Source organism: Pseudomonas sp. A-1, assembly GCF_004801855.1.
Lineage (GTDB): Bacteria > Pseudomonadota > Gammaproteobacteria > Pseudomonadales > Pseudomonadaceae > Geopseudomonas.
In genome coordinates, this window is record NZ_SSTC01000005.1 from 1 (window position 1) to 24,843 (window position 24,843).

A 24,843-nucleotide genomic window follows, 5' to 3' on the forward strand; every position below is an offset into this window, starting at 1 on the left:
GGCGGCGCCCAGGCCGGCGCCGACCGCGGCGCCGGTCTTGCCACCGACCGCCTGGCCGAGGACGTTGCCCAGGGCGCCGCCGAGGCCGCCGCCGACCGCGGCACGGGTGGTGCCATCGGCCATGGCGCCTTGGGCGCACAGCAGGCTCAGGGTCAGGACGGAAAGTGCTTTACGCATGGTGCGAACCTCATGGACGAAAACCGGGTGAATTGTCCCGCCCCCTCCGGCATTTGTCCAACGCCGGGCGGGCCGGATGGAAACGGGTTCACGGTGGGACAACTGCCAGGCGGAGAGGTTCGCTTTGAGGACAAACTTGTCCTGGTTGCCTGTCGGATGCCCGCCGCCGGCAGGTAAAGTGCAGGTAAAGAACCTTTGCGCTCCAACTGAGAAGCCTTATCGTTCAGGCTCCCAAGGAAAGTGACCTGCACCATGTCCGAACTCGACCTCCCGACCCGTTCTTCCCGTAACCGCTGGCTGGCCGGCGCAACCCTAGTGCTGCTGGCCGCCGCGCTGGCCGCCGCGCTGGCCTGGTGGCTGTGGCCAGTCGACGAGCAGGGCGCGCAACCGGGCGGTGCCCGCGGACCGGGCGGTGGCAGCCTGAGCGGGCCGCCGGCGGGACGGCCGCGTTTCCGCGACATGGCCGGAGGCACGGTGCCGGTGCGCCTGGCGGAGGCGAAACTCGGCGAGTTCCCGGTGGAGCTCAAGGCCCTCGGCACCGTCACCGCCTACAACACGGTCAACGTGCTGCCGCGCGTCGACGGCCAACTGGTCAGGGTGCTGTTCGAGGAAGGCCAGCAGGTCAAGGCCGGCCAGGTGCTGGTGCAGATCGACCCGCGGCCGTACCGCGCCGCCCTGGACAAGGCCGAGGGCGATCTCGCCGAGCGCCGCGCCGAGCTGAAGAACGCCGAGCTGGACCTCAAGCGCTACCAGGGCCTGTACGCCGAGGACTCCATCGCCAGGCAGACCCTGGACAGCCAGCAGGCCACGGTCGCGCAGCTGCGCGGCAGCCTGCAGAGCCTGCAGGCGGCGGTGGCCGAGGCGCGCCTGAACGTCGAGTTCACCGAGGTCAAGGCGCCGATCAGCGGCCGCCTCGGCCTGCGCCAGGTGGACGTCGGCAACCTGGTCACCTCCGGCAACGCCACGCCGCTGGTGACCATCACCCAGATCGCGCCGATCACCGTCAGCTTCACCCTGCCCGAGGCCGAGCTGCCGGCGCTGCTGGCCCGCCACCGCGCCGGCGAGCCGCTCAAGGTCGAGGCCTGGGACCGCGGCGAGCGCCAGCGACTGGCCGAGGGCGTGCTGGCCAGCCTGGACAACCAGATCGACACCGCCACCGGCACGGTCAGGCTCAAGGCGCGCTTCGAGAACGCCGACGAGCGCCTGTTCCCCAACCAGTTCGTCAACGTGCGCCTGCTGCTGGAGACCCGCCGCGACGCGCTGCTGCTGCCGGCGGCAGCGGTGCAGTTCGGTTCGGCGGGCACCTTCGTCTACGTGGTGGGCGAAGGCAACAAGGTGCAGATGCGCCCGGTCGAGGTGGCCGCCAGCAACGGCGAGCAGAGCCTGATCGGCGCGGGCCTGGCCGCCGGCGAGAAGGTGGTGCTGGAAGGCACCGACCGCCTGCGTGAGGGCAGCACCGTCGAGGTGGTGGAAGGCGCCTTCAAGGAGGCCACGCCGCCGGTGGCGCCGGGCAAAGCCGAGCCGGGCAGCAACCCGCGCGGCGAGCGGCCGCTGCCGGCTGACGGCGCCCCGGCACGGAAGCCCACCGCATGAGCCTGTCGCGCCCGTTCATCCTGCGCCCGGTGGCGACCACCCTGCTGATGGTGGCGATCTTCCTCGCCGGGCTGATCGCCTACCGCCAGCTGCCGGTGGCGGCGCTGCCGCAGGTCGACTATCCGACCATCCGCGTGCTGACCCTGTATCCCGGCGCCAGCCCCGAGGTGATGGGCAGCGCGGTCACCGCGCCGCTGGAGCGCCAGTTCGGCCAGATGCCGGGCCTTGCGCAGATGTCCTCGACCAGCTCGGGCGGCGCCTCGGTGATCACCCTGCGCTTCGGCCTCGACGTCGAGCTGGACGTCGCCGAGCAGGAAGTGCAGGCAGCGATCAACGCGGCCAACAACCTGCTGCCCAACGACCTGCCGGCGCCGCCGGTCTACAACAAGGTCAACCCGGCCGACACCCCGGTGCTGACCCTGGCGATCACATCAAAGACCCTGCCGCTGCCCGAGGTCAACGACCTGGTCGACACGCGCATGGCGCAGAAGCTGGCGCAGATCAGCGGCGTCGGCCTGGTCAGCCTGGCCGGTGGCCAGCGCCCGGCGGTACGCATCCGAGTCAACCCGCAGGCGCTGGCCGCCTACGGCCTCAACCTGAGTGACGTGCGCAGCCTGATCAACGCCGCCAACGTCAACCAGCCCAAGGGCAACTTCGACGGCCCGACCCGCGTCTCCCAGCTGGATGCCAACGACCAGCTGCGTTCGGCCGCCGAGTACCGCGACCTGGTGCTGAGCTACAGCGAAGGCGCCACCCTGCGCCTGGGCGACCTCGCTGAGGTAGTCGACGGCGCCGAGAACGAGCGTCTGGCCGCCTGGGCCGATCAAAGCGCCGCGGTACTGGTCAACGTGCAGCGCCAGCCGGGCGCCAACGTCATCGAGGTGGTCGACCGCATCCAGGCGCTGCTGCCGCAGATCACCGCCAGCCTGCCGGCCGGCGTCGAGGTCGCGGTGCTCAGCGACCGCACCCAGACCATCCGCGCCGCGGTGCGCGACGTGCAGTTCGAGCTGCTGCTCGCCGTCTGCCTGGTGGTGCTGGTGACCTTCCTGTTCCTGCGCCGCCTGGCCGCCACGGTGATTCCGTCGATCGCCGTGCCGCTGTCGCTGATCGGCACCTTCGCGGTGATGCACCTGGCCGGCTTCTCGGTCAACAACCTGACCCTGATGGCGCTGACCGTCGCCGCCGGCTTCGTGGTCGACGACGCCATCGTCATGCTGGAGAACATCGCCCGCCACCTGGAGGAGGGCGACACGCCGCTCAACGCCGCGCTCAAGGGGGCCAGGCAGATCGGCTTCACCCTGGTGTCGCTGACCTTCTCGCTGATCGCCGTGCTGATCCCGCTGCTGTTCATGGCCGACGTGGTCGGGCGGCTGTTCCGCGAGTTCGCCATCACCCTGGCGGTGGCCATCCTCATCTCCCTGGTGGTGTCGCTGACCCTGACGCCGATGATGTGCGCGCGCCTGCTCAGGCATCAGCCGGAGGGCGAGCAGGGCCGCTTCTACAAGGCCAGCGGCGCCTGGATCGACTGGCTGATCGCCCGCTACGACTCGGGTCTCACCTGGGTGCTGCGCCATCAGGGCGTGACCCTGCTGGTCGCGCTGGCCACCCTCGGTCTCACCGTGCTGCTGTATCTGGCCGTGCCCAAGGGCTTCTTCCCGGTGCAGGACGTCGGCGCCATCCAGGGCATCAGCCAGGCGCCGCAGAGCATTTCCTTCAAGGCCATGAGCGAGCGCCAGCAGCGCCTGGCCGAGGTGATCCTGCGCGATCCGGCGGTGGCCAGCCTGTCCTCCTACATCGGCGTCGACGGCGACAACGCCACCCTCAACAGCGGGCGCATGCAGATCAACCTGGTGCCGCACGGCGAGCGCGACCTCACCGCCGCCGAGGTGATCGAGCGCCTGCGCCCCGCGCTGGCGCAGGTGCCGGGCATCGAGCTGTTCCTGCAGCCGGTGCAGGAGCTGACCATCGAGGACCGCGTCAGCCGCACCCAGTACCAGTTCAGCCTGGAGTCGCCGGACGCCGCGCTGCTCGAGGAGTGGACGCCGCGTCTGGTCGAGGCGCTGGAGCCGCTGGCCGAGCTCAGCGATGTGACCAGCGACCTGCAGACCCGCGGCCTGCAGGCGTATCTGGCCATCGATCGCGACCTGGCCGGGCGCCTCGGCGTGACCATGAGCGCCATCGACAGCGCGTTGTACGACGCCTTCGGCCAGCGGCAGATCTCCACCATCTTCACCCAGACCAGCCAGTACCGCGTTGTGCTGGAGAGCCAGGGCGCCCGCGACCGCGGGCTGGATGCGCTGCGCGAGATCCACGTGGCCGGCACCGATGGCGTGCAGGTGCCGCTGGCCAGCCTGGTGCGCGTCGAGGAGCGCGCCACCGCGCTACAGGTCAACCGCATCGGCCAGTTCCCGGCGGTCACCGTGTCCTTCAACCTGGCGCCGGGGGTGGCGCTGGGCGAGGCGGTGGCGCGCATCGAGCAGGTCAAGGCCGAGATCGGCCTGCCGGAAGGCGTGCAGACCCGCTTCCAGGGCGCCGCCGAGGCGTTCCGCGCCTCGCTGTCCAGCACCCTGTGGCTGATCCTCGCCGCCATCGTCACCATGTACATCGTGCTCGGCGTGCTCTACGAGAGCTACATCCACCCGATCACCATCCTCTCGACCTTGCCCTCGGCAGGCGTCGGCGCGCTGCTGGCGCTGCTCATCTCCGGCAACGACCTGGGGCTGATCGCGGTGATCGGCATCATCCTGCTGATCGGCATCGTCAAGAAAAACGCGATCATGATGATCGACTTCGCCCTCGAGGCCGAGCGCCACCAGGGCATGGACCCGCAGGCGGCGATCCACCAGGCGGCGCTGCTGCGCTTCCGGCCGATCCTGATGACCACCCTGGCCGCGCTGTTCGGCGCCGTGCCGCTGATGCTGGCCTCGGGTTCCGGCGCCGAGCTGCGCCAGCCGCTGGGCCTGGTGATGGTCGGCGGCCTCTTGGTCAGCCAGGTGCTGACCCTGGTGACCACCCCGGTGATCTACCTGTGGTTCGACCGTCTGAGCCGGCGCTTCACCGGGCGCAGCGCGGCGGGGGTGGCGGCATGACGGCGGGAATGCTGGTGCGCATGGCGCACCCTACGCCATTGCACGCCCGTAGGGTGCGCCGTGCGCACCATGGCGGCGGCTGCGGCGATCACGGTGCGCACGGCGCACTCTGCGGGGGGCAGGCATGAATCTGTCCGCCCCCTTCATCGTCCGCCCGGTCGCCACCCTGCTGCTCAGCCTGGCGATCCTGCTGGCTGGCGCGCTGAGCTTCGGCCTGCTGCCGGTGTCGCCGCTGCCGCAGATGGACTTCCCGGTGATCACCGTGCAGGCCAGCCTGCCCGGCGCCAGCCCGCAGGTGATGGCCTCCAGCGTGGCCACGCCGCTGGAGCGCTCGCTCGGCACCATCGCCGGCATCAGCCAGATGACCAGCCGCAGCAGCCAGGGCTCGACGCGGATCATCCTGATGTTCGAGCTGGGCCGCGACATCAACGCCGCAGCCCGCGAGGTGCAGGCGGCGATCAACGCGGCGCGTAACCTGCTGCCCAGCGCCATGCGCAGCATGCCCACCTACCGCAAGGTCAACCCGTCGCAGGCACCGATCATGGTGCTGTCGCTGACCTCGCCAGTGCTGGAGAAGGGCCAGCTGTACGACTTCGCCTCGACCATAGTCGCGCAGAAGCTGTCCCAGGTGCCGGGCGTCGGCGAGGTGCAGATCGGCGGCAGCTCGCTGCCGGCGGTGCGCGTGGAACTGCAGCCGCGCCTGCTCGAACAGTACGGCCTGGCGCTCGACGACGTGCGCCAGGCGCTCAGCGACGCCAACGTGCGCGGCCCCAAGGGTGCGCTGGAGGCCGGCGAGCGCCACTGGCAGGTGGCCAGCAACGACCAGCTGGACAAGGCAGCCGACTACATCCCGCTGATCATCCGCCACCAGGACGGCGCGGCGATCCGCCTGGGCGACGTCGCCACGGTGCGCGACAGCGTGGAGAACCGTTACAACAGCGGCTTCTACAACGACGAGCAGGCGGTGCTGCTGGTGGTCAACCGCCAGGCCGACGCCAACATCATCGCGACCATCGAGGGCATCCGTGCCGAGCTGCCGGCGCTGCGCGCGGTGCTGCCGGCCAGCGCCGAGCTGGCGGTGGCGATGGACCGCTCGCCGACCATCCGCGCCACCCTGCACGAGGCCGAGCGCACCCTGCTGATCGCCGTCGGCCTGGTGATCCTGGTGGTGCTGGCCTTCCTCGGCCACTGGCGCGCGGCGCTGATCCCGGCGCTGGCGGTGCCGGTGTCGCTGGTCGGCAGCTTCGCCGCCATGCACCTCCTGGGCTTCTCGCTGAACAACCTCTCCTTGATGGCGCTGATCATCGCCACCGGCCTGGTGGTCGACGACGCCATCGTGGTGCTGGAGAACATCGCCCGGCACATCGAGGCCGGCGAGAAGCCGCTGGCCGCGGCGCTCAAGGGCTCGAAGGAGGTGGGCTTCACCCTGCTGTCGATGAACGTGTCGCTGGTGGCGGTGTTCCTCTCCATCCTGTTCATGGGCGGCATCGTCGAGCGGCTGTTCCGCGAGTTCTCCATCACCCTGACGGTGGCCATCGTCATTTCCCTGCTGGTGTCGCTGACCCTGACGCCGATGCTCTGCGCGCGCTGGCTGCGCGCCGAAGCGGGCGAACGCGAACCGAACCGCCTGCAGCGCCTGGGCAACCGGGTGCAGGAGCGGGTGCTGGCCTTCTACCGCGTGAGCCTGGAGTGGGCGCTGCGGCATTCGCTGCTGACCCTGCTCAGCCTGCTGGCGACCATCGCGCTGAACGTCTGGCTGTTCGTCAGCGTGCCGAAGACCTTCATGCCGCAGCAGGACACCGGCCAACTGGTCGGCTTCATCCGCGGCGACGACGGCCTGTCGTTCCAGGTGATGCAGCCGAAGATGGAGATATTCCGCCGTGCAGTGCTCAGGGATCCGGCGGTGGAAAGCGTGGCCGGCTTCATCGGCGGCGAGGGCGGGATCAACAACGCCTTCATGATCGTGCGCCTCAAGCCCGTGGCCGAGCGCGGCGTCAGCGCCCAGCAGGTGGCCGAGCGCCTGCGCAAGAGCCTGCCCAAGGTGCCCGGCGGCCAGCTGTTCCTGATGCCCGACCAGGACCTGCGCTTCGGTGGTCACCAGGGCGGCAGCTCGGAGAACGAGTACGTGCTGCTGGCCAGCGAGCTGGACGACCTGCGCACCTGGATGCCGAAGGTGCGCGACGCGCTGAAGACCCTGCCGGAGCTGACCGACATCGACGCCAACGAAGGCGAGGGCGCCGAGCAGATCACCCTGGTGGTCGACCGCGACGCCGCCAAGCGCCTGGGCGTGGACATGAGCACGGTCACCACGCTGCTCAACAACGCCTTCAGCCAGCGTCAGGTGTCGACCATCTACGAGAGCCTCAACCAGTACAGCGTGGTGATGGAGATCGACCCGCAGTACGCCCGGCACCCCGAGGTGCTCGACCAGGTGCGTCTGGTCGGCAGCGACGGTCAGCAGGTGCCGCTGTCGACCTTCGCCCGCTGGGAGCGCAGCCTGGAGGAGGACCGCGTGCAGCACGACGGCGCCTTCGCCGCCGAGAGCATCAGCTTCGCCCTCGCCGAGGGCGTGAGCCTCGAACAGGCGACCACCGCCATCGAGCGCGCCATGGCGCTGATCGACCTGCCCACCGAGGTGCAGGGCAAGATGGGTGGCACCGGTGGCGCCTTCCAGCAGGCCCAGAGCTCGCAGCCGCTGATGATCCTCGGCGCGCTGCTGTTGGTGTACATCGTCCTCGGCATCCTCTACGAGAGCTACATCCACCCGCTGACCATCCTCTCCACCCTGCCGTCGGCCGGGGTCGGCGCGCTGCTGGCCATCCAGCTCACCGGCGGGCAGTTCAGCCTGATCTCGCTGCTCGGCCTGTTCCTGCTGATCGGCGTGGTGAAGAAGAACGCCATCCTGATGATCGACCTGGCCCTGCAGCTGGAGCGCAGCGAGCGGCTGAGCCCGCAGGAGTCGATCCGCCGCGCCTGCCTGCTGCGCTTCCGGCCGATCGTGATGACCACCCTGGCGGCGATCCTCGGTGCCTTGCCGCTGCTGCTCGGCGCCGCCGAGGGCGCGGAGATGCGCCAGCCGCTGGGCCTGACCATCGTCGGCGGGCTGATCCTCAGCCAGCTGCTCACCCTCTACACCACCCCGGTGGTCTACCTGTACCTCGACCGCCTGCGCCACCGCGTCAACCGCTGGCGCGGGCGGCCCAGCGATGCCGCACTGGAAGCTCCGCTATGACCGTCTCCGTCCCAGAACTTGCCCGCCCTGTAGGGGCGAATTCATTCGCCCGCCGGATCAAGGCGAATAAATTCGCCCCTACGCTCGCCTTGAGCCTGGCCCTGGCCGGCTGCGCCATCGGCCCGGATTACCAGCGCCCCGAGCTGAACACCCCGGCGGCGTTCCGTCAGGCCGAAGGCTGGAAGGCCGCCGAACCGGCCGATGCCCTGGCCCGCGGCGCCTGGTGGGAGCTGTACGGCGACGCCACCCTCAACGAGCTGCAGCAGCGCCTGGAAAGGTCCAACCAGAGCCTCGCCCAGTCGCTGGCGCAGTACCGCGAGGCGCAGGCGCTGGTGCGCGGCACCCGCGCCTCGTTCTTCCCCTCGCTGGGTGCCGACGCCAGCAAGACCCGCTCGGGGCAGGGCGCAGGGCGCAGCACGGTGGTCGTCGGCGGCGCGCCGGTGTCCAGCGGCGTCAGCGGTGGCGGGATTTCCACCAGCTACGACCTGACCTTCGGCGTCAACTGGGAGCTGGACCTGTGGGGCAAGCTGCGCCGCCAGCTGGAAGCGGACAACGCCAGCCTGTCGGCCAGCGCCGCCGACCTGGCCGCGGTGCGCCTGAGCCTGCAGTCCGAGCTGGCGCAGAACTACCTGCAGCTGCGCGTGCTCGACGAGCAGCAGCGCCTGCTCGACGCCACGGTGGCGGCCTACGCCCGCTCGCTCAGGCTCACCGAGAACCAGTATCAGGCCGGCATAGTGCCCAAATCCGACGTCACCCAGGCGCGCACCCAGCTCAAAAGCACCGAGGCCCAGGCCATCGACCTCAGGTACCAGCGCGCCCAGCTGGAGCACGCCATCGCCGTGCTGATCGGCGTGCCGCCTTCCGAGTTCGAGCTGGCCGCGGTGGACGGCGTGCCGGCGCTGCCGCAGGTGCCGGTCAGCGTGCCCTCGCAGCTGCTCGAGCGCCGCCCGGACGTGGCCAGCGCCGAGCGCGCGGTGATGAGCGCCAACGCCGAGATCGGTGTGGCCAAAGCGGCCTGGTTCCCCAGCCTCAGTCTCAGCGCCGCCGGCGGCTATCGCGGCGATACCTTCGGCCAGTGGATCAACACGCCCAACCGCTTCTGGTCGATCGGCCCGCAGTTCGCCATGACCCTGTTCGACGCCGGGCTGATCCGCTCGCAGGTCGACCAGGCCGAGGCGCGCTACGACCAGACCGTGGCCGGCTACCGGCAGACCGTGCTGGACAGCTTCCGCGAGGTGGAGGACTACCTGGTGCAGCTGCGCGTGCTGGAGGAGGAGAGCGGCGTGCAGCAGGAGGCGCTGGACGCCGCGCGCGAGTCGCTGCGCCTAGTGGAGAACCAGTACAAGGCCGGCACCATCGACTACAACAGCGTGGTCAGCGTGCAGACCGCGGCCTTGTCCAACGAGCGCAGCAGCCTGACCCTGCTCGGCAGCCGGCTGACCGCCAGCGTGCAGCTGATCGCCGCCCTCGGCGGTGGTTGGGACGGGGTGGCGCAGGAGCAGCTCGCCGATCAGCAGTGAGGCGCGCGGCGGCGCCTGTTGTGGGCTAGCTTTGCTGGGACGGAAACGGCGCAGGGCGGCGCAACGGGCCGCCTGACGGCCCGGACGGCTATCGGCTCCAGGGCTGACCATGAAAGAGAAAGAGCTGCGCCTGGCCCTGGTGTTCTTCGGCGGGGTATCCCTCGCCGTCTACCAGCACGGCATCAACCGGGAAATCCTCAACCTGGTGCGCGCCTCGAAGATCTACCACGCCGGCCGCTCCGGCGAGGACCAGGCGCCGGGCGGCAGCTTCCACCAGCATTATCCCGACGAGCCGGAGCGTTCCACCGGCGACCTCTACCACGAGTTCCTCCAGGCGCTGGGCAAGGACATCGCCCTGCGGGTGATCGTCGACGTCGTCGCCGGCTCCTCGGCCGGCGGCATCAACGGCATCACCCTGTCCGCCGCCCTGGCCCACGACCGCTCGCTGATGCCGATCAGCCACCTGTGGCTGGAGCAGGCCGACATGCTCAACCTGCTGGCGCCGGAGGCCAAGGCGCGCATGTGGAGCAAGTGGTACTTCTGGCCGCTGCTGCGCCCGCTGCTCTCGCGCCTGGGGCGTGAGGGCCTGCTGCCGGGGCAGGCCGACGCCGAAATGGCCAAGCGCATTTCGGTGTTCCTGCGCTCGCGCTGGTTCAAGCCGCCCCTCGACGGCCGCCGGCTGAGCACCCTGATGCTCGACGGCCTGACCGCGATGCAGGGCGCCGCACCGGTCGCGGACTCGCTGCTGCCCAAGGGCGAGCGCCTCGACCTGGTGGTGACGGTCACCGACTTCCGCGGCCTGGAGCGGCCGATCTTCATCCACGACCCGCCGGTGGCCTACGAGCGCGAGCACCGCCACCTGCTGCGCTTCTCCCTCGAGCACCGCAAGACCGGCCACCTGCTCAGCGACTTCGACGCCGACAGCTTCCCCTCGCTGGCCTTCGCCGGGCGCGCCTCGGCGTCCTATCCCGGCGCCTTCCCGCCCGCCCAGCTGCGCGAACTCGACGACCTGCTCGCCGAGCGGCACATGCCCTGGCCGGCGCGCTCGCGCTTCGTCGAGGCCAACTTCCGCAACTACCGCGCACGCGGCGAGAGCCCCGAGGAGGCGGTGCTGGTCGACGGCAGCGTGCTCGACAACAAGCCGATCATGGCCTGCGTGGAAGCCATCCACACCCACGGCGCCCTGCGCGAGGTGGACCGCCGCCTGGTGTACATCGACCCGCACCCCAAGGGTACCCGGCGGCTGACGGGAACCGGGGTGCCCGGCTTCTTCGCCACCCTGCGCGGCGCCCTCAGCGACCTGCCGCGCCAGGATCCGGTGTACAACGAACTGGCGGTGATCAGCCGCTACAACGTGCAGGCGCGCCGGCTCAAGGCGGCCATCCTGCACGCCCGCCCGCAGATCGCCCGGCTGATCGAGGAGGAGACCGCCGGCAAGCTGAGGAGCGGCTTCGGCGTCGACGACCTGCGCCACTGGCGGCTGCTGTCGATCAGCCTGCTGTCCGGCACCGCCATCGTCTACGACGCCTGGATGCGCTCGCTGATCTTCGAGGCGCTGGACTTCGTGGTGCGCCTCATCGCCGCGGCCTGCCAGTACACCGCCGATTCGCCGCAGGCACGCCGGGTCGAGGAGGTGATCGAGGCCTGGGCCGGGCAGCAGGGCATCATCGCCGAGTCCTACAGGATGCCCGAGCAGCTCTACAGCAATGTCGACCTGCCGCTGTTCGCGCGGATGATCCTCGACTTCGGGCTGATCTACAAAAAGCGTCGGCTGAACTTCGTGCTGCACGAGATCAACGACCTGTATCCCGAGCATGACAGCGGCAGTGCCGCCGAATCCGAGGACCTCGACCTGCTGAAGCTCAAGCTGCACAAGTGCGTCGGCGAGCTGGCGGTCTACGACGACCTCGACTTCCTCAGCCGCCACGCGGTGAACCTGTGCCGCGAGCTGTTCATGGACGACGATGAGGGGCCGGGCCTCGGCACCGAGCGCCTGGCCAGCGAGCCCGAGGCGGGCGCGCAGATCTCCCGGCTGGTCGAGCGGCTGGCCCAGGAGTGCGACATGGCCCGCGTGGTGGATAACGTCGATGCCGTGCTGGCCTCGCCGCTGGTGCAGGGCCTGCCGGAGGCGAGCCGCCTGGCCATCCTCACCGGCTATCTGGGCTACTTCTTCTGGGACGTCATCCTGCGCCCGACCGCCAGCGCGCTGTCGCTGGAGGCCGGGCCCATCGAGGAGATCCTCGTCGACCGCATCAGCCCCGAGGACGCCGACAGCCTGGTCCTCGACGAGGGCAAGCCGGTGCTGCTCGGCAGCTCCTTCGCCGGCTTCGGCGGTTTCCTCGGCCGCGCGGTGCGCGAGAACGACTACCTGTGGGGCCGCCTGCACGCGGTGGACCGCCTGTTCGACATCCTGCTCAGCACGGTGCCGGCCAACCTGCGCGCCGGCCTGGCGGTGGAGGCGCTGAAGAAGCGCGCCTTCGAGCGGGTACTGGAGGAGGAGGGCCAGCGCCTGGCGCTGGTGCCCGAGCTGCTCGCCCGCCTGCGCGAGGCGGTCGAGCGGCTCTGAGCGTGCAGGCGTGTGGCCGTTCGGCTCCGGGCGGTTGGCGGCCCTTGGCGCCGATCTCTTCCGCTTGTCCGGTAATCCGCGAGGGCCGTGCTAGGATCGGCGGCATGAAAAGCATCTTCCCGTCATCCGTCGCGGCGCTGCTCGCCCCGTTGGCCGGCATTCGGTTGCGCGGCACCCCGCTGGGCGGCATGCCGTTGCGCGGCACCCCGCTGGGCGGCATGCCGTTGCGCGGCACCCCGTTGGGCGCCACCGCGCTGGGCGGCATACCGCTGGCCGGCATGCTGATGTTCGGCACTCCGCTGGCCGCGGCGGCCGAGCTGGAGGTCCTGATCTCGCCCCGCAGCAAGGCGCTGCGCGAAAACGTCGAGGCGCACATCGGCGATCTCGGCAAGCGCGACGCCGCCAGCCTGCAGCGCTTCTCCCGTCACGCCGAGCGCGAGGCGCTGCGGGCGCTGCAGGCCCTCGGTCGCTACCGGGCGAAGATCCGCAGCGAGGTGATCGAGGGTGGCGACGAGCCGGTGCTGCGCCTGCACATCGAGCAGGGCGAGCCGGTGCGCCTGCGCACGGTCGAGATCCGCGTGGAGGGCGAGGCGGCGCAGTTCCCGCGCTTTCGCCTGCCGCGCAGCGACCGGCTGGCGCCGGGGGCGGTGCTCGACCACGGCGCCTACGAGGACGCCAAGCGGCTGATCCGCAACCGCGCGCTGCGCTTCGGCTTCTTCGACGGTCGCTTCGTCGAACAGAGCCTGCTGGTCGACCCCGACGCCGGGGTGGCCGACATTCGCCTGGTCTACCAGAGCGGCCCGCGCTATCACCTCGGCAGCGTGCAGTTCGAGGGCGATACGCCATTCGACGACGATCTGCTGGCGCGCATGGTGCCGTTCCAGCCCGGCACGGCCTACGACTCCGACCTGATCGGCGAGCTGAATCGCGCGCTGGTGTCGAGCAACTACTTCGAGGACGTGCGGGTGGACGCCACGCCCGAGAGCGCCGCGGACCACACCATTCCGGTGCAGGTGCGCCTGCAGGCGCGCAAGCCGCGCACCCTGGCCGCCGGTGCCGGCTACTCCACCGACGTCGGACCGCGCCTGCGTGGCACCTGGACCCGTCACTGGCGCGGCGCGGCGGGCCACCGGCTGGGCAGCGACTTCGAGTTCTCCGCGCCGCGGCAGAGCCTCGGCACCTGGTACGAGATCCCTCTCGATCCGCCGCTGACCGAGAGCCTGCGCTTCACCGCCGGCTACCAGAAGGAGGATCTGGTGGACACCCGGAGCGAGCGTCTGACCCTGGGCGCCCAGTGGCAGCACCTGCCGGAGCGCGAGTGGCAGCGCATCGTCTCGCTGCGCTGGGAGCAGGAGCGCTACACCACCGGCGAGGATGAAGGACGCAGCTCCCTGCTGCTGCCGGGCATCGGCTTCAGCCGCACGGTCAGCGACCACAAGGTCGATCCCAGCCGCGGCTGGCGCCTGCAGGCCGACCTGACCGGAGCCAGCCGCAGCCTGCTGTCGGATACCGACCTGCTGCATCTGGTCATGCAGGCCAAGGGCCTGACCACCTTCGCCGGCGGCCATCGCCTGCTCGGCCGGATGCAGCTGGGCGGCATCGCCACCAACGACTTCGCGGCCATCCCGCCGTCGCTGCGCTTCTTCGCCGGCGGCGACCAGAGCGTGCGCGGCTACGACTACCAGACCCTGTCGCCGCGCGACAGCGAGGGCGAGCGCGTCGGCGGCCGCTACCTGGTGGTCGGCAGCCTGGAGTACCAGTACCCGCTGCGCGACCGCTGGCGCCTGGCCACCTTCGTCGACCACGGCAACGCCATCGACGGCTTCAGCGACCCGCTGAAGACCGGCGTCGGCATCGGCGTGCGCTGGGTGTCGCCGGTCGGCCCGATCCGCCTCGACCTGGCCCACGCCCTCGATCACGACGAGGGCTCGGGCTTTCGCATCCACTTCTCCATGGGGCCGGAACTGTGAGGAGATTGCTGCGCCGACTCGGCGCTGCCGGCTTGCTCCTGCTGGCGCTTCTGGCCGGCCTGCTCGCCCTGCCGGCCAGCGAGTCCGGCAGCCGCTGGCTGCTCGGCCGGGTGCCGGGGCTGGCGCTGGAGGACTTCCGGGGCCGGCTGCTCGGCGACTGGAGCGCGGGCGCACTGCGCTGGCAGTCGGGCGAAACGCGCGTGGCGGTCGAGCAGCTGCGGGTGGTCAACCGCCTGGCCTGCCTGCGCCAGCGCCTGCTGTGCCTCGACGAGCTGAGCGCCACGCGCCTGCAGCTGGAGCTGCCGCCGACCGAGGAGGCCAGCGCCGAGCCGCTCAGTCTGCCGGAGATCCGCCTGCCGCTGGGCGTGGCCATCCAGCGCCTGCAGCTGGGCAGCCTGGAGGTCAATGGCGTGCAGCAGCTGCACGACCTGGCGCTGGCCGCCCGCCTGGACGCCGGCGGCCTGCAGTTGTCCGCCGTCGACCTGCAGCGCCCCGCCCTGCGCCTGACCCTCAGCGAGCTGAGCCTGCAGCCGCAGGGCGACTGGCCGCTGCGCGCGCGCGCCAGCCTGCAGCTGCCGCCAGTGGACGAGCGGCCCTGGCAGCTCGACCTGCAGCTGGACGGCCGCCTGCTGCAGCGCCTCGAGCTGACGGCGCGCAGCCAGGGCTACCTGGACGGCGAGCTCACCGGCTGGCTGCAGCCGCTGGCGGAAGGATTGCCGCTGGAGCTGCGGCTGAGCGCGACGGACTTCCAGGCGCTGGCCAGCCTGCCGCCGAGCCTGCGCTTCACCACGCTCGGCCTGACCGGCAGTGGCACCCTCACCGAAGGCTATGGGGTGAGCGGCAGCGCCACCCTGGCCGGCGCCGAGCAGCCGCTGAGCGTGGTGCTGCGTGGCAGCGTGGATGGCGGCGGCGCGCAAGTGGAGCAACTGCAGCTGCAGGACAGTGCCGGGGAAACCCTGCAGCTCGCCGGCCGCCTCGACTGGCGCGAAGCCTTCGCCGCCGAGCTGACCCTCGCGGGTGGCGCCTTCGCCTGGCAGCAGCTGTATCCGCAGCCCGGCGTCGAGCTCGAGCTCCAGCAGCTGCAGGCGGCATTCAGCTACGCAGACAGCCGCTACCGGGGCGACTTCGACGTCCGCCTGCTCAGCCCGGCCGGGCCGCTGCGCCTGTCCAGCCCGCTGCAGGGCGACGGCGGCCAGCTGCAGCTCCCGCAGCTGCGCCTGGAGGCCGGCAAGGGCCGGGCGCAGGGCGAGCTGGCGCTGACCTTCGCTGAAGCCTTCGGCTGGCAGACGCGCCTGCAGCTGGCCGAGCTCGATCCGGCCTACTGGCTCAGGGAGCTGCCCGGGCGCATCGGCGGCCAGTTGGCCAGCCGCGGCGAGCTGCGCGACGGCCACCTGCAGCTCGAAGCCGACTGGGCGCTGGACGGCCAGCTGCGCCAGCAGCCACTGGCGCTCAAGGGCCAGCTGCAGGGCGAGGATAAGCGCTGGCAACTACCCGAGCTGGCCCTGCGCCTGGGCGACAACCGCATCGACGGCCGCGGCGTCTGGGGCGAGAAGCTGGAGGGCCAGTTCAAGCTGGCGCTGGCGCGCCTCGACCAGCTGTGGCCCGGGTTGCGCGGCCAGGCTGGCGGCGAACTCCGGCTCGCCGGTACCCCGGCCGCGCCGCAGGGCAGCCTGGCGCTGCAGGGCAGCGGCCTCGGTTATCAGGACCACCGTATGGCCGGCCTGACCCTCGACGCTCGCCTTGACGCCCGCCAGCACGCCACGGTGCAACTGGATGCCCGTGGCCTGCGCAGCGGCGACACGGATTTCGGCCAGCTAGCGCTCAAGGGCAGCGGCAGCCTGCAGCAGCACAGTGTCGAGCTGAACCTCGACGGCGAGCCGCTGCGCCTGGCGCTGGCGCTTAACGGCGGCCTCGACCGCAGACAGGACTGGCGCGGCAGCCTGAGCCGCGGCAGCCTCGCCGCCGCCGGTTTCGACTGGCAGCTGCAGCGTCCGGCCAGCCTGGAGCGCAGCGCCGCCGGGCGCATCACCCTGGGCGCCCATTGCTGGCAGTCGCAGGAGGCGAGCCTGTGCGCCGACAGCCAGCGTCTGCTGCCCGAGCCGCAGCTGCGCCTGCGCCTGCGCGACTTCGACCTGGCGCGCCTGCGTCGCAGCCTGCCACGCGGCACCGCGCTGGTCGGCCGGGTCAACGGCGATCTGCGCCTCGACCTGCCGGCCGGCGGCCCCGACGGCGAGCTGCGCCTGGATGCCGGCAGCGGCCAGCTGCGCATCCGCGAGCGCGGCCAGTGGCTGGAGATTCCCTACCGGCAGCTGCTGCTCACCAGCCGGCTGCGCCCGCAGCGGATCGACAGCCGGCTGCTCCTGTCCGGCCCGACCCTTGGTGCGCTGGAGCTGGAGGCGCGCATCGACCCGCGACCGCAGGACAAGCCGTTGTCCGGCAGCTTCCGCCTCGAAGGTCTCGACCTCGCCCTGGCGCGGCCCTTCGCCCGCCAGGTCGAGCGCATCGAGGGGCGCATCGACGGCGGCGGGCGGCTGTCCGGCAGCCTGCTGGCGCCGGTGGTCGACGGCCGCGTGCAGCTGCGCGACGGCCACCTCAGTGGCGGCGAGCTGCCGCTGACCTTCGAGCAGCTGCAGCTGGCCCTGCAGATCGACGGCCAGCAGGCCCGGCTCGACGGCAGCTGGCGCAGCGGCGAGCAGGGGCAGGGCAGCATCGCCGGCAACCTGGGCTGGGCCGGCGCGCCGCAGATGGACCTGCAGATCCGCGGCAGCCGCCTGCCGGCGGTGGTCGAGCCCTACGCCAGCCTCGAGGTCGAGCCCGACCTGCAGCTCGGCCTGCGCGACAACCGCCTCAGTCTCGGCGGTCGGGTGGCGGTGCCGCGCGGGCGGATCACCGTGCGCGAACTGCCGGCGCAGGCGGTCAAGGTGTCCGAGGATGCGCGGGTCGTCGGCGAGCAGCCGGCGCCGTCCAGCGCACCGGATCTGCAGATGGACCTGCGCCTGGCCATCGGCGAGGACCGCCTGCGCTTTTCCGGCTTCGGCCTGACCGCCGACCTCAGGGGCAACCTGCGCCTGCGCGACAACCTCGACAGCCGCGGCACCCTGCGCCTGGAGAACGGCCGCTATCGCGCCTACGGCCAGCGCCTGACCCTGCGCCGCGCGCGGCTGATCTTCGCCGGGCCCATCGACCAACCGCTGCTGGACATCGAGGCGATCCGCGAGGTGGGCGACGTCACCGCCGGTCTGCGCATCAGCGGTCGCGCCGACGAGCCGCTCAGCGAGGTGTTCTCCGAGCCGGCGATGAGCCAGGAGCAGGCGCTGTCCTACCTGGTGCTCGGTCGTGCACCGGGCAGCGGTGGCGACCAGAACATGGTCAACCAGGCCGCCCTGGCCCTCGGCCTGGCCGGCGGTGCCCCGGTGGCCGGGGCCATCGCCGAGCGCCTGGGCATCAGCGACTTCCTGCTGGAAAGCGAGGGTTCCGGTACCGACAGCAGCATGGTCGCTAGCGGCTACCTCTCCGAGAAGCTCAGTCTGCGCTATGGCGTCGGCGTGTTCGAACCGGTCAACGTCTTCGCCCTGCGCTACCAGCTGAGCAAGAAGCTCTACCTGGAGGCGGCCAGCGGTCTGGCCAGTTCGCTGGACCTGTTCTACAAGCGCGACTACTAGCGCCGGCCCGGCCGTCTCAGGCGCTCTTCAGGCCGCGCAGGTAGGCTTCCAGCTGGGAGTAGGGCATCGGCCGGGCGTACAGGTAGCCCTGGAAGGCGTCGCACAGGTTGCGGCGGAGGAAATCGGCCTGTTCGGTGGTTTCCACGCCCTCGGCCACCACCTTGAGGTCCAGGTGGTGGGCCATGGAGATGATGCCCTGGGTGATGGCGGCATCGCGCTGGTCGCTGATCAGCTCGTGGACGAAGGAGCGGTCGATCTTCACCTTGTCGATCGGCAGGTCCTTGAGGTAGCTCAGGCTGGAGTAGCCGGTACCGAAGTCGTCAAGGGCGATGCCGACGCCGAGGGCCTTGAGTTCGCGGAGCAGCTGGATGGCCCGCTCGGCGTCCTTGAGCAGCACGGTTTCGGTGATCTCCAGCTCCAGCAGGTGCGCCGGCAAGCCGCTGTACTCCAGCGAGCGCTGCACGGTGCCGACGAAGTCCTGGCGCAGGAAATGCACCGCCGAGATGTTCACCGACACCACGCCGGCGGCCAGGCCCTGGTCGAGCAGGCGGCGCTGGTGGCTGCAGGCGGTGACCAGCACCCACTGGCTGATCGGGACGATCTGCCCGGTATCCTCGGCCACCGGGATGAAGCGCAGCGGCGAGATCGACCCGCGCTCGGCGTGCGGCCAGCGCAGCAGGGCCTCGCAGCCGAGCAGCGCGCCCGTGCGCGCGTCGATCTGCGGCTGGTAGTGCAGCTCGAAGTTCAGCCCCTCGATGGCCTTCTGCAGCTCGTTGCGCAGGGTCATGCGCTCGCTGACTTCCTGGTTGAGGTGCTCGGTGTACCACTGGTAGTTGTTGCGGCCGTGCTGCTTGGCCTGGTACATGGCCAGGTCGGCTTCCTGGATCAGCTTCACCGGCTGCTCGATCTCGCCGTTGCTGACGGTGATGCCGATGCTGGCGGTGACGTGCAGCTCCAGTTCGTTGAACTGGTAGGGGCGGGCGATGCTGTGGATCAGCCGCTCGGCGACCAGCAGGGCATCCTCGCCGTGGGCCAGGTCGGGCAGCACCACCACGAACTCGTCGCCGCCGAGCCGGGCGAGGGTGTCGCCGGGGCGGATCTGCGCGGCCATGCGCTGGGCCACCTCGACCAGGATGCGGTCGCCGATGGCGTGGCCGAGGGTGTCGTTGATCGGCTTGAAGCCGTCGAGGTCGATCAGCATCACCGCCAGCTCGCGGGTGTAGCGCCGGGCGATCTGGCAACCCTGCAGCAGACGGTCCTCCAGCAGCGAGCGGTTGGGCAGGCCGGTGAGCACGTCGTGGCTGGCGTTGTAGGCCAGCTCCGACTCGAAGCGCTTGCGCTCGGAAATGTCGTTCTGCACGCCGATGAAGTGGGTCACCAGGCCGTGCTCGTCCGGCACCGGGGCGATGTACAGGTCGTTCCAGAAGGCGCTGCCGTCCTTGCGGAAATTGCGCAGCACCACGTGCACCTCGCGCTGCTCGGTCATGCAGCGGCGGATCTCGTTGACGCCCGGCTGGCGGGTTTCGCTGCCCTGCAGGAGCCGGCAGTTGCGCCCCAGCACCTCGTGGGCGCGGTAGCCGGTGATGCGCTCGAAGGCCGGGTTGACGTAGATGATCGGCTGGTCCGGGGCGAGGGCATCGACGATCACCACGCCGTTGTAGCTGGCTTCCAGGCAGCGCTGCAGCAGTGCCGCGCGGCTGTTGCTGCGGCCCAGGCGCTCGCTGGCGCTGGCGCGCTCCAGGGCGTAGCGGATGCTGCGTCCGAGCAGGCGGCCGTCGAACTGGCCCTTGACCAGGTAGTCCGCCGCACCCAGTTCCAGGGCGCGGGCATCCAGCTCGCTGTCGTCCTGGCCGGTGAGCAGGATCAGCGGCTGGTGCATGCCCCGGGCGCTGGCGTGGCGCACCAGTTCCAGCCCGGAGTCGGCGCCCAGCCGGTAGTCGATCAGGTAGAGATCGTATGCGCCCTCGTCGAGGGCGCTGAGGCCGCGCTCGAAGCTGTCCACCCAGTCGAGGACGTAGTTCAGCTTGCCGGCCTGGCGCAGCAGGTCGCGGATGATGAGGAAATCGTCCTCGTCGTCTTCGATCAGCAGCAGGTGCAGGGGGCGCTCGGTTGGGCTCATGAAGGTTGCGGCTCCGGGGGCAGTGCGTCGGTGGCCAGCCAATAGTCGCCGAGCCGGCGCACCACGTCGAGCAGACCGCTGTAGCTGCTGGGCTTGCCGATGACGGCGTCGGCGCCGGCCTCCAGGCAGCGCTGCGCCTCCTCCTCGGCGGCGGTGCTGAGGATCACCACCGGAATCCGGCACAGCCGGGCATCCCCCTTGAGGGCGAGCAGGGCCTCGTGGCCGTCGAGGCGTGGCATGTTCAGGTCGAGAAGAATCAGCGCGGGCAGCGGCTGCCTGGCATCGCTGGAGCGCTGCAGGCTGTCGAGCAACTGCTCGCCGTCCTCGGCGAAGTGCAGCGGGTTGGGCAGCAGGCTGTCGCGGAAGGCCTCGCGAAGCAGCAGGCGATCGTCGGCATCGTCGTCGGCGATCAGCACGGGCAGGGCATTCGACATGGTCGCTTCACTCCTTGTCGGACCGGTGGAAGGTGACGCAGAAACAGGCCCCCTGGCCCGGCTGGCTGCGGGCGGTGAGGCGGGCGCCGTGGCGCTCGGCGATCTTCCTGGCGATGGCCAGGCCGATCCCGGTGCCGGGGTAGGCCTGGCGGCCGTGCAGGCGCTGGAACGGCTGGAAGATGCGCTCCAGGTACTTTTCGTCGAAGCCGATGCCCCGGTCGCTGATACACAGGCTCCATTCTCCGCTGCCCTGTCGTTCAGCATAGATGCGGATAACTGGCGCTTCCCCGGGCTTGTGGAACTTGAGCGCGTTGCTCAGCAGGTTCTGCAACAGCTGGCGCAGCTGCGAGGGGTCGCCGTGCACCATGGGCAGCGGTTCGCGTTGCAGCTGCGCACCGCTGCACTCCAGCGTTCCCTCCAGGTCCTGCAGCACTTCGTCGAGCAGCGGGTCGAGCGCTACCGGTACGAAAGGCTGGCGCCGGGTGTTGAGCCGCGAGTAGGCCAGCAGGTCGCGGATCAGCGCCTGCATGCGGCCGGCGGCGGCGCCCATGCGCTGCAGGTAGTCGCGGCCCTGCTCGTCGAGGCCGCTGGCGTGGCTGGTCAGGCGGTCCGCGAAGGTCTGGATCTTGCGCAGCGGCTCCTGCAGGTCGTGGGAGGCGACGAAGGCGAATTCCTCCAGCTCGCGGTTGCTGCGCTCCAGCTCGGCCAGGGTGTTGCGGTGCTCGATGGCCACCGCGGCCAGTTGGCTGGCGGTCGCCACCAGTGCCTGCAGCTCGGCGTCCACATGCATCGGCTGGCGCCGGTAGATGGCGAAGGTGCCGAGCAGCTCGCCGTTGCCGGCCAGCAGCGGCGTCGACCAGCAACTGTACAGGCCCTCGGCCGCGGCCAACTGGTGGAAGCCTTTCCAGCGCCTGTCGTGGGGAATGTCCTCGACCAGCACGGGCTGGCGGCGGTAGGCAGCGGTGCCGCAGGCGCCGATGTCCTCGCCGATGGGCAGGCTGGCGATGGCCTGGCTGTAGCGTTCGCCGAGACTGGGGGCGGCGCCCAGGGTCAGGCGCTGGCCGCTGGGGTCGACCTGGTACACCGAGCTGAGCACTCCCGGCGCCTGCTGCTCGATCAGCAGGCAGATCTCGCGCAGGATCAGCTCCGCTGGCTGCAGGGTGGAGATCATGCCGAGGATGTGCCGCTGCCCCTCGGTGTAGCGCTGCTGCTCGGCGAGGCGTCCGGCCTGCCGCTGGGCCAGCCAGGCCAGGCGCAGGCTGAACATCAGCAGGCCGCTGAGCAGCAGGCCGCCGAGCAGCACCAGCAGCGCCAGGCGCTGGCTGTCGGCCGTATCGCGTGCGTCGTTCAGGTAGGTGGTCAGGGTCCAGCGCGGTGCCCGGGCGAGGTCGATTTCGCGGGTGCCGACCGGGGTGGCCCGCGGCGTGTCGCCTGCGGTGCCGCCGAGCAGCAGCTGTTCGCCCTCGCGGACCTCGACGACGAAGTCGCCGGTGCCGCCCGCGAGCAGCTCGGCCAGCGCGTGGTGCAGGTCGAGGCTGGCCACCACCAGCCGTACCGGCTCGCCGGGCAGGTGCAGCGGTACGGCCACCAGCGCCATCGGCGGCGTGCCGGGGCGCAGCAGGGCAGGGCTCAGTCGTGGCTCGCGGCCGCCGCGCACCTGTTCAAGCCAGGCCTGCCGGGCGGGGTCGGCGATGAAGCTGTCGAGCCAGGCGCCGGCCGAGGGCATGCGCGTCTGGCTGCGGCTGACCTGCAGGCGCTCGTCGAGGAGGGCGATCAGCGTGAAGCCGGGCAGGTCGCGCAGGTAGCTGTCGGTTTCCTGCAGCCAGAACGTCGGGGCCGGCAGCTGGCCCAGGGCTTCCCAGCGCTCGCCCATGCGCTGCAGCAGCGCCAGGCGGCTGGCGATGGCCTCGTGACTGGCGTTGTCCAGACGCGACAGCAGCAGGTCGCTCTGGTCGGTCAGGCTGCGGGCGTTCTGCAGGCCGAGCAGGTACCAGCTGCCGATCGACAGCAACACGGCGCCCAGCCCGGCCAGCAGGGTACGGCGATCCAGGCGGCCATCGCGCGATGCCGGCTGGCCGTGCCATAGCCACAGGCTGACCAGGCTGGCCAGGCTGGCGGCCAGCAGGCCCAGGCCGAGATGTGCCATGCTGCTACCCGGCAGCATCAGGGGGTGCAGTGCGGGGGCGGGGCGCAGCAGGGTGTCCAGCAGGCCGAGGCCGCCGCCGGCCAGCAGGGCGAAGGCGAGGGTATGCAGGCAGGCTTGTAACAGTATGTGGCGATTATCCATCGGCGGAAAAGGAGCCTTGCGTCGCTCTCGTGGCGCCGATCATGTCGGCTTCACCTCAGGCTGGCAACCCGGATGCTCCACAGGGCCGCGGTAGCCCCGGGCGACCCGGGCAGGAACGATTCTTCAGGGAGAACCACGACATGATCGATTTCCGTTGCAAGCATTGCCGCCATTCGACGCGACTGCTCGCGTCCATATGCCTCCACTGCGGCACCAGTCGCCCTGCCGCGCGGGGCTGGCATGTTCCCGCGCTGATCGTCCTGCTGGCCCCGCTCGTCTATGGCCTGCTGCTGAGCCTCTTGCGCTGAGGCGTGCTGCCTGCCGGGCTGCGTCAGCCGGCATCGCCCGCCGCGGCCGGCCGCAGCGGCGGGAAGTCCTCGGGGGTGATGGTCTCGCGTTCGAGCAGCAGGCGGGCGCCTGCGTCCAGTTCGCTGCGCCTTTGCTGGAGAATCTCGCCGGCGCGGCGGTAGGCCTTGTCGATCAGCTGGCGGACCGCGAGATCGACCTCCCGCGCGGTCTGCTCGGAGTAGTCCTTCTCGCGCATGGCGATCACGCTGTCGCCGAGGAAGCTGTTGCTCTGGCGCTCCAGCACGGCCTGGCCGAGGTCCGGGCTCATGCCGAAGCGGGTGACGATCTGCCGGGCGATATCGGTGACCTTGGCCAGGTCGTCGGCGGCGCCGGTGGAGATCTCGCCGAACAGCAACTGCTCGGCGGCGCGGCCGGCGAGCAGCACCACCATGCGGTCCTTCAGTTCGTTGCAGGTGATCAGGAAACGGTCGTCGGTGGGCCGCTGCAGGGTATAGCCGAGTGCGCCGATCGAGCGCGGGATGATCGACACCTTGTGTACCGGGTCCATGCCGGGGAGGGCGCTGGCGACCAGGGCGTGGCCCATCTCGTGGTAGGCCACCACCTCGCGCTCGTGGGGCTGCAGCAGGCGGCCGCGGCGCTCGGCGCCGGCGACGATGCGCTCGACCGCGCGGGTGAAGTCGTCCATGCCGACCTTCTCGGCATTGCGGCGGGTGGCGAGGATGGCCGCCTCGTTGATCAGGTTGGCCAGGTCAGCGCCGGTGAAGCCAGGGGTGATGCCGGCGACCTGGTCGAGGTCGACGTCGGCGGCGACCTGGATGCGCTTGACGTGCACCCTGAGGATGGCCATCCGTCCCTTGCGGTCCGGGCGGTCGACCACGATCTGGCGGTCGAAGCGGCCGGCGCGCAGCAGTGCCGGGTCGAGGATCTCCGGGCGGTTGGTGGCGGCCAGCAGCACCACGCCCTCGCGCGGGTCGAAGCCGTCCAGCTCGGCGAGCAGCTGGTTGAGGGTCTGTTCCTTCTCGTCGTTACCGCCGAAGGCGCCGACGCCGCGTGCCTTGCCGAGGGCGTCCAGTTCGTCGATGAAGATGATGCAGGGCGCCGCCTTGCGCGCCTGCTCGAACAGGTCACGCACCCGCGCGGCGCCGACGCCGACGAACATCTCGACGAACTCGGAGCCGGAGATGGAGAAGAAGGGCACGCCGGCCTCGCCGGCCACTGCCTTGGCCACCAGGGTCTTGCCGGTGCCGGGCGGGCCGACCAGCAGGATGCCCTTGGGAATACGTGCGCCGAGGCGGCTGTATCTGGGCTGGTCCTTGAGGAAGGAGACGATCTCCTCCAGCTCGGCCTTGGCCTCGTCGATGCCGGCGACGTCGTCGAAGGTCACCCCGGTGTCGCGTTCGACGTACACCTTGGCCTTGGACTTGCCGACGCTGACCAGCCCGCCGAGCCCCTGCTTGTCGGTCAGGCGACGGAACAGGAAGCTCCAGAAGGCGAAGATCAGCACCAGCGGCAGCAGCCAGGACAGCAGGTTGGAGAGGGCGGTGTTTTCCCGGACCGCGCTGAACTTGGCCCCGGCCGCCGCCAGCTCCTCGGCCAGCGCCGGATCGACGCGGTTGGTCACGAAGCTGCTGCGATTGTTGATCGGCTCCAGCAGTTTGCCGCTGATCTGCTGGTTGTTGATGCTGAGTTCGCTCAGCTTGCCTTCCTTGAGCAGCTTGAGGAACTCGCTGTAGGCGATCGGCTCCACCGCCTGCCGCTCGGCCCACCAGCCCTGGAACATCAGCAGCATGCTGAAGGCCAGCAGGAAGTACCAGGCGTTCCATTGAAACTTCTTGTCCATGCCGCACCCCGCTCGACGCATATCGCCTGTGCAGGATAGACCCTG

General features: G+C 70.6%; 12 protein-coding genes and 1 pseudogene. 8 read left to right on the plus strand and 5 right to left on the minus strand.

The features are described 5' to 3' along the window. A pseudogene (locus E5198_RS21895) lies at window positions 1-177 on the minus strand (bacteriocin); the annotation flags it as partial. Window positions 178-429: 252 nt separating this feature from the next. Here E5198_RS21895 and E5198_RS02115 point away from each other — a divergent pair. From E5198_RS02115 to E5198_RS02145, 7 genes are all read left to right on the plus strand, one after another. Further along, window positions 430-1,770, plus strand: coding sequence for an MdtA/MuxA family multidrug efflux RND transporter periplasmic adaptor subunit (locus E5198_RS02115; RefSeq protein ID WP_136488363.1), 1,341 nt, complete (start codon window positions 430-432; stop codon window positions 1,768-1,770). Then, on the plus strand, window positions 1,767-4,859 hold the full coding sequence (locus E5198_RS02120) for an MdtB/MuxB family multidrug efflux RND transporter permease subunit (RefSeq protein ID WP_136488364.1): 3,093 nt from the start codon (window positions 1,767-1,769) through the stop codon (window positions 4,857-4,859). Before E5198_RS02115 ends, E5198_RS02120 begins: the two co-directional genes overlap by 4 nt. A 124-nt stretch (window positions 4,860-4,983) precedes the next feature. Then, on the plus strand, window positions 4,984-8,091 hold the full coding sequence (locus E5198_RS02125) for an efflux RND transporter permease subunit (RefSeq protein ID WP_136488365.1): 3,108 nt from the start codon (window positions 4,984-4,986) through the stop codon (window positions 8,089-8,091). After that, entirely contained in the window at window positions 8,088-9,611 is a 1,524-nt protein-coding gene (locus E5198_RS02130) for an efflux transporter outer membrane subunit (RefSeq protein ID WP_136488366.1), read from the plus strand. The genes E5198_RS02125 and E5198_RS02130 overlap by 4 nt, the downstream gene beginning before the upstream one ends. A gap of 109 nt (window positions 9,612-9,720) precedes the next feature. Then, the gene (locus tag E5198_RS02135) at window positions 9,721-12,177 is read left to right on the plus strand and encodes a patatin-like protein (protein ID WP_136488367.1); all 2,457 of its coding nucleotides are present in this window, start codon (window positions 9,721-9,723) and stop codon (window positions 12,175-12,177) included. A 218-nt stretch (window positions 12,178-12,395) separates the two neighbouring features. Continuing rightward, window positions 12,396-14,147 (plus strand): autotransporter assembly complex family protein, encoded by a 1,752-nt coding sequence (locus E5198_RS02140; RefSeq protein WP_136488430.1) that lies wholly within the window; start codon window positions 12,396-12,398, stop codon window positions 14,145-14,147. After that, complete coding sequence (locus E5198_RS02145; protein WP_136488368.1) at window positions 14,144-17,809, plus strand: translocation/assembly module TamB domain-containing protein; 3,666 nt, start codon at window positions 14,144-14,146, stop codon at window positions 17,807-17,809. Before E5198_RS02140 ends, E5198_RS02145 begins: the two co-directional genes overlap by 4 nt. 16 nt (window positions 17,810-17,825) lie before the next feature. Here the strand turns inward: E5198_RS02145 and E5198_RS02150 are convergent, their stop codons facing one another. From E5198_RS02150 to E5198_RS21810, 3 genes are read right to left on the minus strand one after another with little or no spacing between them, the layout of a single operon-like run. Further along, window positions 17,826-19,928, minus strand: coding sequence for a bifunctional diguanylate cyclase/phosphodiesterase (locus E5198_RS02150; RefSeq protein WP_136488369.1), 2,103 nt, complete (start codon window positions 19,926-19,928; stop codon window positions 17,826-17,828). Further along, window positions 19,925-20,362 carry a response regulator gene (locus E5198_RS02155; RefSeq protein ID WP_136488370.1) on the minus strand — a complete coding sequence of 146 codons (438 nt, stop codon included), beginning with the start codon at window positions 20,360-20,362 and terminating at the stop codon, window positions 19,925-19,927. Before E5198_RS02155 ends, E5198_RS02150 begins: the two co-directional genes overlap by 4 nt. Window positions 20,363-20,369: 7 nt before the next feature. Beyond that, window positions 20,370-22,649 (minus strand): ATP-binding protein, encoded by a 2,280-nt coding sequence (locus tag E5198_RS21810; RefSeq protein ID WP_218569031.1) that lies wholly within the window; start codon window positions 22,647-22,649, stop codon window positions 20,370-20,372. Window positions 22,650-22,789: 140 nt separating this feature from the next. Between E5198_RS21810 and E5198_RS21430 the strand changes: the two genes are divergently transcribed. Then, entirely contained in the window at window positions 22,790-22,957 is a 168-nt protein-coding gene (locus E5198_RS21430) for a hypothetical protein (protein WP_168772458.1), read from the plus strand. Between the two features lie 23 nt (window positions 22,958-22,980). Here E5198_RS21430 and ftsH read toward each other — a convergent pair whose 3' ends face one another. After that, window positions 22,981-24,798 (minus strand): ATP-dependent zinc metalloprotease FtsH, encoded by a 1,818-nt coding sequence (gene ftsH, locus E5198_RS02165; protein ID WP_136488371.1) that lies wholly within the window; start codon window positions 24,796-24,798, stop codon window positions 22,981-22,983. Window positions 24,799-24,843 lie beyond the last annotated feature (45 nt).